General features: G+C 61.1%; 14 protein-coding genes, 1 tRNA gene and 1 pseudogene. 10 read left to right on the top strand and 6 right to left on the bottom strand.

The window, feature by feature from the left end:
- Positions 1–71: 71 nt before the first annotated feature.
- Together X744_RS157315 and X744_RS157320 are read left to right on the top strand one after the other, a co-directional pair.
- A complete protein-coding gene (locus X744_RS157315) occupies positions 72–425 on the top strand; it encodes a DUF971 domain-containing protein (protein WP_023759171.1) in 354 nt (117 codons plus the stop codon).
- Positions 426–551: 126 nt separating this feature from the next.
- A complete protein-coding gene (locus X744_RS157320; RefSeq protein WP_023759170.1) occupies positions 552–1,163 on the top strand; it encodes a pyridoxamine 5'-phosphate oxidase family protein in 612 nt (203 codons plus the stop codon).
- A gap of 18 nt (positions 1,164–1,181) precedes the next feature.
- On the opposite strand, the gene X744_RS157325 is transcribed toward X744_RS157320, so the two are convergent.
- Positions 1,182–1,634: a MarR family transcriptional regulator gene (locus tag X744_RS157325; protein ID WP_023759169.1), complete on the bottom strand. Its 453-nt coding sequence runs from the start codon at positions 1,632–1,634 to the stop codon at positions 1,182–1,184.
- Positions 1,635–1,681: 47 nt separating this feature from the next.
- Between X744_RS157325 and X744_RS157330 the strand changes: the two genes are divergently transcribed.
- A complete protein-coding gene (locus X744_RS157330; protein ID WP_023759168.1) occupies positions 1,682–2,590 on the top strand; it encodes an alpha/beta hydrolase in 909 nt (302 codons plus the stop codon).
- Positions 2,591–2,603: 13 nt separating this feature from the next.
- Here X744_RS157330 and X744_RS157335 read toward each other — a convergent pair whose 3' ends face one another.
- Entirely contained in the window at positions 2,604–2,999 is a 396-nt protein-coding gene (locus X744_RS157335) for a rhodanese-like domain-containing protein (protein ID WP_023759167.1), read from the bottom strand.
- Between the two features lie 195 nt (positions 3,000–3,194).
- Between X744_RS157335 and X744_RS1000000170980 the strand changes: the two are divergent.
- Positions 3,195–3,374, top strand: a pseudogene (locus tag X744_RS1000000170980) (SDR family oxidoreductase); the annotation flags it as partial.
- Between the two features lie 208 nt (positions 3,375–3,582).
- Positions 3,583–5,460, top strand: coding sequence for a murein L,D-transpeptidase (locus tag X744_RS157340; RefSeq protein ID WP_023759164.1), 1,878 nt, complete (start codon positions 3,583–3,585; stop codon positions 5,458–5,460).
- A gap of 3 nt (positions 5,461–5,463) precedes the next feature.
- On the opposite strand, the gene X744_RS157345 is transcribed toward X744_RS157340, so the two are convergent.
- Together X744_RS157345 and X744_RS157350 are read right to left on the bottom strand one after the other, a co-directional pair.
- Positions 5,464–5,946: a hypothetical protein gene (locus tag X744_RS157345; RefSeq protein WP_031260170.1), complete on the bottom strand. Its 483-nt coding sequence runs from the start codon at positions 5,944–5,946 to the stop codon at positions 5,464–5,466.
- A 356-nt stretch (positions 5,947–6,302) separates the two neighbouring features.
- Positions 6,303–6,560 (bottom strand): PepSY domain-containing protein, encoded by a 258-nt coding sequence (locus X744_RS157350; protein ID WP_023759162.1) that lies wholly within the window; start codon positions 6,558–6,560, stop codon positions 6,303–6,305.
- 912 nt (positions 6,561–7,472) lie between these two features.
- On the opposite strand from X744_RS157350, the gene X744_RS157355 reads away from it, so the two are divergent.
- On the top strand, positions 7,473–7,826 hold the full coding sequence (locus X744_RS157355) for a hypothetical protein (protein ID WP_023759161.1): 354 nt from the start codon (positions 7,473–7,475) through the stop codon (positions 7,824–7,826).
- 774 nt (positions 7,827–8,600) lie between these two features.
- Here X744_RS157355 and X744_RS157360 read toward each other — a convergent pair.
- Positions 8,601–10,277, bottom strand: coding sequence for a winged helix-turn-helix domain-containing protein (locus X744_RS157360; protein ID WP_023759157.1), 1,677 nt, complete (start codon positions 10,275–10,277; stop codon positions 8,601–8,603).
- A 90-nt stretch (positions 10,278–10,367) separates the two neighbouring features.
- Between X744_RS157360 and X744_RS157365 the strand changes: the two genes are divergently transcribed.
- From X744_RS157365 to X744_RS0136755, 4 genes are all read left to right on the top strand, one after another.
- Positions 10,368–10,790, top strand: coding sequence for a hypothetical protein (locus X744_RS157365; protein WP_023759156.1), 423 nt, complete (start codon positions 10,368–10,370; stop codon positions 10,788–10,790).
- The gene (locus X744_RS1000000173650; protein WP_156938535.1) at positions 10,787–10,933 is read left to right on the top strand and encodes a hypothetical protein; all 147 of its coding nucleotides are present in this window, start codon (positions 10,787–10,789) and stop codon (positions 10,931–10,933) included. Before X744_RS157365 ends, X744_RS1000000173650 begins: the two co-directional genes overlap by 4 nt.
- Entirely contained in the window at positions 10,930–11,157 is a 228-nt protein-coding gene (locus X744_RS0136760) for a hypothetical protein (RefSeq protein ID WP_031260169.1), read from the top strand. The genes X744_RS1000000173650 and X744_RS0136760 overlap by 4 nt, the downstream gene beginning before the upstream one ends.
- A 399-nt stretch (positions 11,158–11,556) precedes the next feature.
- Complete coding sequence (locus tag X744_RS0136755; RefSeq protein WP_023759154.1) at positions 11,557–12,066, top strand: cupin domain-containing protein; 510 nt, start codon at positions 11,557–11,559, stop codon at positions 12,064–12,066.
- 116 nt (positions 12,067–12,182) lie between these two features.
- Here X744_RS0136755 and X744_RS157370 read toward each other — a convergent pair.
- Positions 12,183–12,257 (bottom strand) — tRNA-Val (locus tag X744_RS157370).
- Positions 12,258–12,525 lie beyond the last annotated feature (268 nt).

Here is a 12,525-nt window from a genome sequence, read left to right as displayed (position 1 = left end):
TCGGCGTCAAACAGCCTTTTCCCGTTCGACGAAGCGGCGTAGGGAAGGGTGGATAATACGGATCGAACAGCATGACCGCACCGAAAGAACTCCGGGTCTCGAAGGACCGCAAAGTGCTGTCCGTCACCTTTCCCGATCATCGGCCGTTCGAACTGCCGGCGGAATTGTTGCGCGTCGCCTCGCCATCGGCCGAGGTGCAGGGTCACTCGCCCGAACAGCGTGTGACGGTTCCCGGCAAGCGCAATGTCAAGATCCTCAAGATCGAGCCGGTCGGCAACTACGCCGTGCGCATCACCTTCGACGATTTCCACGACACCGGTATCTTCACCTGGAACTACCTGCACACGCTCGGCCACGAGAAGGATGCGCGCTGGGAAGCCTATCTGGCAGAGCTTGCGGAAAAGGGCTTGAGCCGGGACCGCTAGAGGCGAAGAGATCGAGCAAGATGTCGTCCGAAAACCGCTCACACTTTTCGGAACCGTGCTGCTGTCGTTGTCGTCAAGGCGTCATCGAAGTGGAGTAACGCCGACGAAGGTTTGGAGGCGAAAAAGATGTCCGTCATCTCCACAGTCGAGCAGCTCGAAGCGCTCTATGGCGTTCCGGGCGAGGCCTCCCTGGTCAAGGAACTCGACCGTGTCATTCCAGAATACGCCGCTTTCATCGAGTCCTCACCGTTTGTCGCATTGGCGACGAGCGGGCCGGAGGGGCTTGACTGCTCGCCGCGCGGCGATCTCGCTGGCTTCGTGCGCATCCACGATCCGAAAACCCTGATGATGCCGGACCGTCGCGGCAACAACCGCGCCGATTCGCTTCGAAACATCATCCGCGACCCGCGCGTCGGCCTGCTGTTCCTGGTGCCGGGCTCCGGCACGACGTTGCGCGTTAATGGTCGCGCTCATATCACCACGAACACAACGCTATGCGCGTCGTTCGCGGTTGAAGGCAAGGCGGCGCGATCGGTAACCGTTGTCGACATCGATTCGGTCTACTTCCAATGCGCCCGCGCCATCGTCCGCTCCGAACTCTGGAATCCGGCGAGGCATGTCGACCCGAAGTCGTTGCCGACGCCCGGACAGATCCTGGAAATCACCAGCCGCAAGAACATCGATGGCGACACCTACGACAAGGAATGGCCGGAGCGGGCGAAGAAGACGATGTGGTAAGTTTGGGCTGAGGGGCGGTCACGCCTCCTTCAGCACCTCATAAATCTTGCGCATCTGCTCGCCGATCATGTCGCATTGTTCCGGCGTCGACTGGCTCATCGCCTTCTCGATCAGCGCCATGTGCACTTTCAGCGCCTGCATCAGCAGCGCCTCGCCGGCCTCGGTGAGCGCGAGCCGCAGGATGCGCTTGTCCTTGTCGTCGCCTTCGCGGCGCAGCAGGCCACGCGCCTCCAGCTGCGGCAGAAGCATGGTGATGTTGGAGCGACCGACGAGCAGCTTGCGGGCAAGGTCGTGCTGCGACATGCCGGGATGGCGGTAGAGGTTCATCAGCACATCGAGCTGCGCCGGCTTCAGGTCGAGCGGCCCCAGCTTCACCGCCAGCGTGCGCTCAAGCACATGGCAGGCGCGCGCTACCGCGACCCAGTTGCGAAAGCGCGGGTTGTCCCAAGGTAGCTCTTGTTTATTGTTCATCTTTGAACTATTATGTTCATGCTTGAACGTATGGATGGATTCTCACTATGGCATCATTCGGGCTGAAGGTCATCCGGGGCGTGTTTGGTGCGGCCGAGCGTGTCGCGCCGCGCCTGACCGGGCGCGCGGCGTTCGAATTGTTCTGCCGCACACCGAACGTCAAGGCGCTCAGCGATGGCGAACGGCGCGCAGTCGATCGCGCTGCCGAGTTCATGACCGAGGCGCGCCATCACCGGCTCAAGACCGCGACCGGCTGCGTCATGGTGCACGAGTTCCGGCCGGAGCCGGGCAGGGTAGCCGTCGGCAGGGTGCTTGTCGTACATGGCTGGCGCTCGCGCACCGAATATATGCGCGCGCTGATCGAAGGCTATCGCGCCGCCGGTTACAGGGTGGTTTCCATTGATCTGCCGGGCCACGGCCAGTCGCAGGGCAGGCGGCTGAACATGGTCAATGCCGTTGATGCGGTGCGGGTTGCCGGTGAGTGGTTCGGCCCGTTCGTGGCAGCGGTCGGTCACTCCTTCGGCGGTGCCGTCGCCGCCAATGCCGTCGCCGGTTCGGTCAAGAACATCCCGCCGCTGGCGGCCGGACGCCTGGTGCTGATCGCGGCGCCAAGTTCCCTGCCGGCGATCTTCGCCGACTTCAGCCGCATGCTCAATGTCGGTCCGCGCTCGCAAGCCGCAATGGCGGATCGTGTCCAACATCTTTCCGGTCGGCCGCTGCACGAATTCACCGGCGACCGTCAGCTCGCCCAGGCGCCGGTCCCGACCCTGGTCATCCACGCACCGGACGACCGTGAGGTTTCGGCCGATCACGCAAGGCGCTATGCCGGCGCCGGCGGTCATGTGCGGCTCTACTGGGCAGACGGGCTCGGCCATCGCCGCATTCTTGCGGACAAGGGTGTGATCGAACGCGCGGTCGGCTTCGTGGCGCATCGCGAGCCGTCGCTGCTGCATTGACCGGCGATCGAAATTATTTCTTCTTCTCGCCGGGTTCGACCGGCAGTCCGGCCGCCTTCCAGGCGGTGTAGCCGCCAAGGATATGCTTTACCGGCGCAAGCCCCATGTCCTGCGCCGTCTTGGTGGCCAGCGCCGAGCGCCAGCCGCCTGCGCAGAAGAAGACGAAGCTCTTTCCCGAGGCGAAGAACGGCTTGTGGTAGGGGCTTTCGGGATCGACCCAGAATTCCAGCATGCCGCGGGTGACATGCTTGGCGCCGGGAATCCGGCCGTCGCGCTCCACTTCGCGCGGATCGCGCAGATCGACGAAGATGGTGTCTTCATCGTCGAGCAGCCCGGCTGCTTCCTCGGGCGAAACCACCTCGATCTCGGCGTTCGCCTCGTCCAGCAGTTCGCGATAGCCCTTTTTCACGCTTTCATCCCTCCCGGCTTGCTGGCGAATTTCGAGCACACCAGCCGGCGTTTGTCACGCCGCATTGGTTGCGGCCATCGTCTTCCAGGGCGCCATGGCCCCGGCCACCGTGGCCAGCAGGGCGGCGTGCGATGCACCGTCACGCGCCTGGATCGACATGCCGTGCTGAACCGGCGGCGCAGTCGAAATCCGCCGACCGACACCGACATGAACCCGGCCGATGGTCCGCATGCCGAGCACCAGCGCCAGAAGATGGCGACGCCGCGATTCGGCAGGGCCGAGGACATCGCCGGCATGGTTGCCTGGCTGGCGGGCCCGGAGGGCCGATTCGTCACCGGCGCCGCGCTGACCATCGATGGCGGCGCCAACGCCTGATCTGCAATGGATTTCCCGGCTGGACGCAAACACCCCGCTCCAGCCGTCACGATGTTGTGAAACCGTTCTGCAACAGACGTTCCAAAATTTATGAAAGCTTAACGAAATCGGTATGAATCAGCATAGTCGCGCCTTACATCCGCCATGCGGTGAGCGAGACGATCTAGCGTGCGGAACGGGAACCGGTTGCGGCCGGAGCGGGTGATCCATGAAATTCCTCGGAAACAAGGCAGCTGCGGTGCCGCTGATGGCGATCACGGCAACGCTCGCTTTCGGTATCCCGCAAGCAGGTGCGCAGGGGCTGTTCGACATGCTTTTCGGCGGCGGCGTCAAGCACGCGCCGCAAGGCGAGTTTCCGCAGCCGCCGAAGAACAAGCCGAAAGTGCCGGGCGGCGGTGGCAGCGTGAGAATCAGCGGCCCGTCCTATTACACCTACAAGGCCGATCGGCTGGTCCGCGTCGACTTCTCGGCGCTGGCGGCGAAGCCAGGGCCGGCGGTGCCGCAGGATGCGGCTTTCGTGCCGTCAGTGACCGTTGCTGCGTTTCGCGATGCCGTTGCCAGCTTGAATGATTACGAACTTTATGCCGAGCCCGATATCGCCAAGGCGCTGATCGCCTATTACTCGGCCAATCCGGATTTCATCTGGGTAACAGGGACCAGCCTCAACAGCCGAGCACAGGATGCTGTTCGGGTGCTTGGCGAAGCTTCAAGCTACGGCCTCACGCCGGCCGACTATACGGTCGAAGTGCCCGCCGTAGCTACGTCGACGGCCGACCCCAATGCCCAATTGAAAGAACTCGTCCGTTTCGAGATGGCGCTGTCGGCGCGCGTGCTTCGCTATGCTCATGACGCCCAGGACGGCCGCGTCGAGCCCAACCGCATGACCGGCTACTATGATTTCCCGGCCAAGCCCCTCGACTTGCAAGGTGTGCTGAAAACGCTGGCGCATACCCAGGAAGTGCGCACCTATCTCGAATCGCGGCATCCGCAGAATGCGGAATACCAGGCGCTGCGCGTCGAACTGGAATCCCTGCAGGCAAGTGCGGAAAACGACATCGTCGTCGACCCCAAGCTGTTGCTGAAGCCGGGCGAAACCAGCCCCGAACTGCCGAAGCTGCTGACTTTGATCGCGCGCGATCTCGATGACGAGACGGGCGGCGCCTATGGCGAGATCCTGTCCAGGCTGGCCACCAGCGAAGTCTATGACCCGGAACTCATTCCAATCATCAAGGCCGTGCAGCAAAAGGCCGGCATGAAGGGCGATGGTGTCATCGGCCCGCGCACCGTTGCGTCGCTCGCGGGGACATCCAAGGCCGACAAGCTGCTGAAAGTGGAAGTGGCGCTGGAGGAACTGCGCTGGCTGCCTTCCGATCTCGGCAGCCCGCGTGTCTTCATCAACCAGCCGGCCTTCACGGCGAGCTATATCGACAATGGCGAGGAAAAGCTGAAGACGCGCGTGGTCGTCGGCCGGACCACCAACCAGACCGCCTTCTTCTACGACCAGATCAAGCAGGTCGACTTCCATCCCTATTGGGGCGTGCCGCAGTCGATCATCGTCAACGAAATGCTGCCCAGGTTGCGCAACGATCCCGGCTATCTCGACCGGGCCGGCTACGAAGTGACGGATTCGCAGGGCAATCGTATTCCTTCGTCGGCGGTCGACTGGGGCGCCTATGGCGCGAACATCCCCTACAGCGTGCGCCAGCAGCCGAGCGAGGCCAATGCGCTGGGCGAACTGAAGATCCTGTTCCCCAACAAGCACGCCATCTACATGCACGACACGCCGCAGAAATCCTTCTTCGAGCGTGACATGCGCGCGCTCAGCCATGGCTGTGTGCGGTTGCAGGACCCGCGTGGCATGGCGGCGGCGGTGCTCGGCACGTCGGTGGACTATATCGCCGAGAAGTTGAAGCACGGCCACGCGACCGAAAACGTGACCCGCAATATCCCGGTCTATGTCGCCTATTTCACCGCATGGCCTGACCTGTCCGGCAAGGTCGAATATTTCGACGACGTCTATGACCGCGACTCGCGGCTGAAGCAGGCCCTGGACGCCACCGAGGCGGTGCGCTCACCGTCGAGTTAGTTTTTAGCGCTCCAGCAGCGGCCGCCGGAAGCCGGCGTCCCGCCCGGCGATCAGCCAATAGAGCAACCCGGCGACAAGGCCGGCAGCGGCGATGATGCCGATGTCGACCCAGCGTTGCGTATCCATGTCCTCCGGTACGCTTGGCCAGATCAGGGCGAAGCCGGCGACCGCGGCACCGGCGCCGAAAACCATGTGCAGCAGGACATTGCGCAACGAGAAGAACTCGGCGACCAGCGCGAAGATCAGCGTCTGTAGCGCAGTCACCACAATCGTCAGGAAATAAACGAACATGCCGAGCGGCGGCACCACCAGAACCGCAATCGGCGAGACGCCAATGACGTCGAAATAGTTTGGCGAGTTGGGCAAGGAACTGAGCACGGCATAGATCGCCGCGATTGAGATCAGGCCGACCAGCACCGCCACGAGATAGCCGGCCAGCATCATCAATATGCGCTTCATCACGTGCTTCGCCGTCGCCATGCCCATCCCCCGGCGCAGTCAACGGCCATAATCAGCCATCAAAGACGATCTGGCGCAAGGGCAGGCAGGGCAATCGCCTCATACCAGCGACCGTTTCCAACCCGTGGCGGATGTCAATTGTCGAAGCCGGCGCCGCCCCTCATTGTCCTGCCAGACATTTAGTGCGGGGAGAAAGGGGCTGGCCGCAATGCCCGTACCATCGTTGCAACGTTGGTGATTGGCGAAATCGTCTGCGAGCGTCCCTCTCCCCGTCACTATACGGGGAGAGGATGCCGGCAGGCAGGTGAGGGGCTGCGCCAGCATGGAAAGGCCGATGGGAACGGCCAATGAATTCGCGTCCGAACGGCCTTCGACGACAGCCGTTACTTCGGCTCGGCCGTCACGGGATCATAGTTGATCTCGACCTTCGCCTTATCCGCCGTGTAGTAGGTGACGGTGTAGGCGCCGCTGTCCCAGTCGACCTCCTTCACATAGAGAAAGCCGTCGCGCTTTTCGACCTTGGCGAGAATCTCCGACAGTTTCTTGGCATTGGGTGGCGGCAGCGGCGTATCGTCCGCGGCAAAGGCCGGCCCGCCGGCAAGAAGAACGGCGACGCTTGTCATCAGAAGTAATCTGGACATGGCTTTCCCTCAATTTTCCTCGCAAGAAACTCGCTGGCGTGCCGGTTTGTTCCGCTGCCGGAATGCATGACCATCTAGTCCGCTGATTTGCAGTTAACCGGAAGAAAAAAGCCATGCGCCAAAAAACTACGATGCGCCACTTCACAGTTCGTGGCCATAGGATGTTGGCGGTTCATTGGGGGGGCTATATGCGCACGCGTCATGTCGTTGCCCCCGACGATGTCCCAACTGATGTGGAGCGCATCACGCTGAGCCCTTGCTACCTGTTCGAGGCGCCGCCGCCCGCTTGACTTAAGCGGCGCGTCGTTGAGCGGGGTGGAGACCTGAACGGGTTCGACGAGGGTCGACGGCGGTCACGATGCCGTGGTGGTGATTGCAATAGACGCGATCCTGCGAAGTTGGCCCGGCACAAAAACGATAACCGCCGGGTACTGACGCGTCTTCGCTCACCGGGAAGCGGCACTGATAGACGCCTAGCTGAATGAGGGGGACGTCTCTCGAAGTTGGTCTGATATTTTCAGGCATGGTTTTTCAGGTTCCTAGTTCATAGCCATTTTCGGCTGACGGCCGCAGTGCGACCGCGTCAGGGCGAGCTTCTCTCGTTTTGGAGGGCTGTGGATCACCATATGGTGTTGGTCGCAGCGTCAATGAAGCCCGACGTCCTGCTTTGGGAAGCCAGTTATTGCGACTTAAGGCCACACATGCCGCTGGGGTGCGGGTCGCTTGCGGGCCCCCACGCGCTACGCGCTTTTCGGTTTTCAGGGCCCTCAACCGGCCAGCCCCAGGATGGCGAGCTGCGGGAGCGAAGACTTTTTGTCAGCAGACAGTGTGGTCGCGTCCCAGAGCATCTCTCCGAACTGTTGCGCCGGTGCTATGGTGTGCCTGCATGATCAGACAGCAGGGATATGAGGCATGCCCGAAGTCACCCGCCGTACACTTCTTGCGTTCACCGCCGTGGCCTCGGTCGTTGAACCGACGTTTGCTGAAGGGGAAGGTGCCTCACCCGAATTGCGGGCGCTGATCGGAGCCCATGAAGCCACCTATGTCGGGCTTCACAGGGTTGTTCATCAAGCGGGCAGTAGCAGCCACGAACGCAAGACGGCAGACCGAATTGAACAGGAATCATTGCTGGCCATCTGCTCCTATCCTGCGATCAGCCGAGGCGATCGCCGGGCCAAGGCCGATTACCTGTTGACCATTGAGGCACGGGGTGAACTCGACCTGGAAGAGCACATGCAGGCCATCCTGCACTCGATGAAGCACTGATCGCGGCTCGACCGGCGCAGTGCAGAGCTTGGACCCATCGACAGGAGTTCGTGCGCGAACTCTCCGGCCACCTTCCATTACTGCGACTACGCATCAGTGGCTAACGTACGAAGCAGTCAGCGACCTGTCGGGCAAATGGCAGGTGAGCCGACTGTTCGATGAAGCCCCGTCCCGTGCAGCCAGGGCGCTGGAACCCTGAACGCTACGCTACACGGTCTATTGCGCCAACGACCACATCGAGGTTTCGTTCTGGGATCTCGAACAGATGAAGGTGCGGCGCGGCTCCGACGTCTGTCAGTTCCAGAGCTACACGAGCTACAGCAGCGCCTTGAATTTCGCCCAGAAGAATTTTGGTGGGGAAGGGGCGGGGTGTAGCTTCTGACGCTGGTTTGGAGTGCGGCATTCAGGAAAATCGATGGTGGGCGATGCAAGGGCACCCGCTAGGGTCAAAACTCAATCAGCATGCGGTCGCCAATGGCAGAAGAGCCCGGTTCGGCTGGAGTGTAGCCATTCGTCTCGTCGATCCGAACGAGCAACTAGCGCCATCTGCGGAAGTTCGAGGCATCGCCGATGAACGGCAGCCGTCGGGCCCGTTCCAGAAGTTGGGGTGCGAGCGCACCATGGCGCAGGTCGGCCCCATTGCCGACTTTCCGCACCCACCATTTCCTTTCGAACGATGATCCTGCTTTGAGGGCGACCACCGCCGCAACACAAAGGCTTCAACGGTTCTATGCGGCCAATCGGACTTCTGCCGGGCCGCAAACGGACAGCCGTTCACTCCGGCAACCCCGCGAACCGCATCTGCTTGATCCAGCGGTCGAGGCTTCCGGGTGCGGTCCAAATCTTGTCCCACTCCCTGCGTTCTTTACTGATGGATTCACTGGGAGTGTTCTGGAGGAACACCGCAAGCGCTTCCTTTGCCTCTCGCTTGTTTCCTAGACAAGCGTGGATCCCCGCAAGCATGCGCTGTGCGCCGCTCGGGATTCTGGACATTTTCCGCATCGCCGCCAGCGCCGCCCCGCAATCATTCTTTTCCCAGAGCGCCCAGCCCATCTGCCAGTGGAACCAGTCAGGGTGGAAGGGATCGATGCCCTTGGCCTGCTCGATCCGATCGATCGCTTCGTCGGCGCGGCCAACATACAGCAGCACGTTCGTACTCATGACGAGGATATGCGAGTCGCTGGGGTTCAAGGCGATCGCCTGATTGTACTGGGCAAGGGCCTGCTCGACCTCTCCGGCTTCGGTATGGATTTCGGCGCGGACCTCATGCGCTCCAGCGTTATCAGGAGCGAGCAGGATGGCCTTGTCGGCGTATTCGGCAGCGAGTTTCAACGCCTCGTCCCGGTTGTGTTCCTGCGCGTGCCACCCGAATACCGCGTCATTGCGATAGGACCAGGCCAGCCCGATATAGCCGAACTGGGAGTTCGGATCCGCTTCCATCGCCTTGAGGCTGAACTGCCTTAACAGCTCGGTCCCCTCGGCTGAGATATCCTCTCCGATCTTGGCCCTCCCTATCAGGTAATAGCGGAGCGCGCTGACCTGCGCGGCATCGCTCTGTGGCAAGGGTCGCTCGATCCTTACTCCGACCCGATCCGCAAGCGTGCGGATGATTTCCTCCTGGACGACGAAAAGATCGCCAATCTCCCGGTTGTAGGAGTTGGCCCAGACATGTGATCCGTCATGCGCATTCAGCAACTGGGCGGACACTTTCAGCCGGTCTCCGATCTTCTGCTGGCTGCCTTCGAGCACGTAATCGACGCTGAGTTCATCGCCGATCTGTCTAATGTCAACCGGCTGGCCGCGGTACCTGAAGCTCGAGTTCCGGGCGATGACGGCATAAGTCTTGCTCCGCGCCAGCTCGGTGATGATCCCCTCGGCAACGGCATCGCTGAGATATCCCTTGTCCGCACCGGCACTCATGTCGTCGAAGGGAAGGATCGCAATCCTGGGCATGTCGCTCGAACGAACGGGAGCGGCTTGCCATGCTTCCGCGCCGTAGTAGGCGCCGATCGCTGCCGCGACGAGAACGAGTGCAGCAAGAATGAAGCCGCGTTGCGAGAATCGCGTCTTGGCACGTTCCGTGCCGGCTGCGGCGTTTGTGTACGCCGCGTTCGACGGATCGGCGTTCAGTCGGTAGCCTCTTCGAGGGACGGTTTCCACGATCACGTGCGCGTCGTCCGCCAATGCGCGGCGAATATCGGCAATGCATTGAGTGAGGCTGTCTTCGGTCACGAAGGTATCGGGCCAAACCGCCTGCATAATCGCATCCTTGGACACGATTTCGCCCGGTCGCGCCGCGAGGACGGAGAGCACCTCGACGGACTGACTGCGAAGATTGACCGCTTTGCCTTCCATGGTTCGGAGTTCGTTGCTGTTCGCAAGAAAAACAAAACCGCGGAACGTGACCGTTTCAGCAGATTTCAGGTCAATTTCAGGGGCCGTTCGGGACATTTCACCCTCTTGGCGCGCTTCCTAGCATAGCCCAATCGGCCGTCGCTTCCAAGCGATCCCCCGGCAGCACCGGATGAAACGGAGGACGACATGAATCGCACCAAGCTCATCGTCGCTCTCGCTTTTCTTCTGGCAGCGCAAACGGCTGCAAAAGCGGATTCCCGCATCGCCAGATTCTGTGGCCCCGACCATGCCAACGAGGTTGACTCAGGCGACGTCCGTCCCAACCCCGGCGGTTATTGTGTCGCCAGCCTTAAGTCGATGGATGACCGGGCCATGTTCACCGCCATCGCTGTCACAATCTTTCTGACCAAACAGGGGGAGCTAATCAAGCTCCCCCAGGTGAAATCCATGACCTCCATGGCCGAGTGCAGAGCTTGGACCCATCAACAGGAGTTCATGCCCGGACTCCCCGACTATCTCGCCACCTTCCATTACTGCGACTACGCATCAGTGGCAAACGTACGAAGCAGTCAGCGACCTGTCGGGCAAATGGCAGGTGAGGCTCGATGAAGTCCCGTCCCGTGAAGCAAGCCAGGGCGCTGGAACCGGAGCGCAACACGGTCTACTGCGCCAATGACCACATCGAGGTTTCGTTCTGGGAACTCGAGCAGATGAAGGTCCGAAGCGGCTCCGAAGTGTGCCAGTTCCTATGAGCAAAGATTTGACGGTTGAAGAAGCAATGCGACAGAGGGAGCAAAGAGAGGTCGCCGCCGCCATGCAGAAGCAGTGCGAGGATCGGAGCGGCAGCAAAGGCCGGCCCGCCGGCAAGAAGAACGGCGACGCTGGTCGCCAGCAGAAGTCTGGACATGGCTTTCCCTCAAAGGTTGCGACGGAAGGAAACTCGCTGGTGCCTTGGTTTGTTCCCCGGCGGGAATAAATGACGATCCAGCCTGCCGATTAACAGCTGCCCAACTGGTGGTCCGAAACTGCGCAGGTGCTTTGCAAACAGTGACATTTTAGAAATATAGATGGCACTTTACTTCATCCCGGATTGCCCGTCGTAGTCCTTTCGGACATCGGGCAGTGGAAAACCTGGCAACGCACCGGTCCGTGCTTCCATCACGCCGAACAAATTCCGGGGAGAGCGCTTGAGTTTCTGTCGGAACCGTCACGCATTGCGCCGCAATGGCAAATTGGAGGCCGCTAACACCGTGATCGAAGAGCATCCACACAGATGACACAATGGATGTGCATAGTTGCTGCTCGGAAGACGACGCTTTGTTGTTGGCCGACCGCGTCTTCGTGCCGTCCCGGTGGACATTCCATGGAGGCATCAATGCAGTTGAATATCAGTACTCCAGGTGAATTGAGTTTCGATCGCGCCGTTCAATGCGCTGACGTTTCGATCAGCCCGTTCGGCGAGCGCTGTCACGTCCGAGCCAGCGGCTCGGGAGGCACTTATTCAATCTTCGACTATCGGGCGCCGCCCGGGTTCGGTCCCGCCAAGCATCTGCATCATCGGGAAGACGAATTCATTGAAGTGCTGGACGGCAGGATTGCGGTGTGGACCCCGGAACGGACTTTCTCTTTGGCCGCCGGAGACACGGTTCTACTGCCGAAATCCATTCCGCATACCTGGCGCGGCTTTGGGCCCGATGCCGTGCATCTCACTATCAGCGTGGTGCCAGGGGGGTTCGAACGGTTCTTTTCGATGGTCGAGGAACGCCAGCTCACGACCGACGACCATGACGGTCTCGGCGCCGTTGCGCGGGAACTTGGGCTCGATGTACTGGGGCCGCCATTGTCCGACGAAGAGGTGGCGGCAATCGTCGGCCCGACGGATTGAGGCGGATGCAGGTGGTTGCCGCTCCGATCATCTTCAGCGACGGCCTTGCGGGCACAGCCTTGCGGTGACGGTGTGGACGGCTCGCTTTTGTTGACAGCAATTTCAGTAAGGAAAAATGGTGGGCGATGCAGGGATTGAACCTGCGACCCCACCCGTGTGAAGGGTGTGCTCTCCCGCTGAGCTAATCGCCCGCTCGTTGCCCGAAGGCCAAGCGAGCCGCGATATAAGGGAGGCGGGTGCGGTAAGTCAAGGCGGTGTCCGGCATTCCGGTGAGGATCGATTTATGGCCCCTCGGCCTGTTTTCGACAAGACGCCGGCCGCTTCCCCGAGGGGATCGCATATGGATTCTTGCGAAGAAGAACCCCCACTCTAGCCCTCCCCACAAGGGCAGGGGAATCGCATATGAGTAAGAGTAAGTCTTGCGTTGAGTGGAAAGGTTGATTCTTTAGGGGCCTTCTC

It is taken from the genome of Mesorhizobium sp. LNHC252B00 (assembly GCF_000502955.1).
In the GTDB taxonomy this organism is placed as follows: Bacteria; Pseudomonadota; Alphaproteobacteria; order Rhizobiales; family Rhizobiaceae; genus Mesorhizobium.
This window is presented reverse-complemented; position numbering and strand designations above follow the sequence as displayed.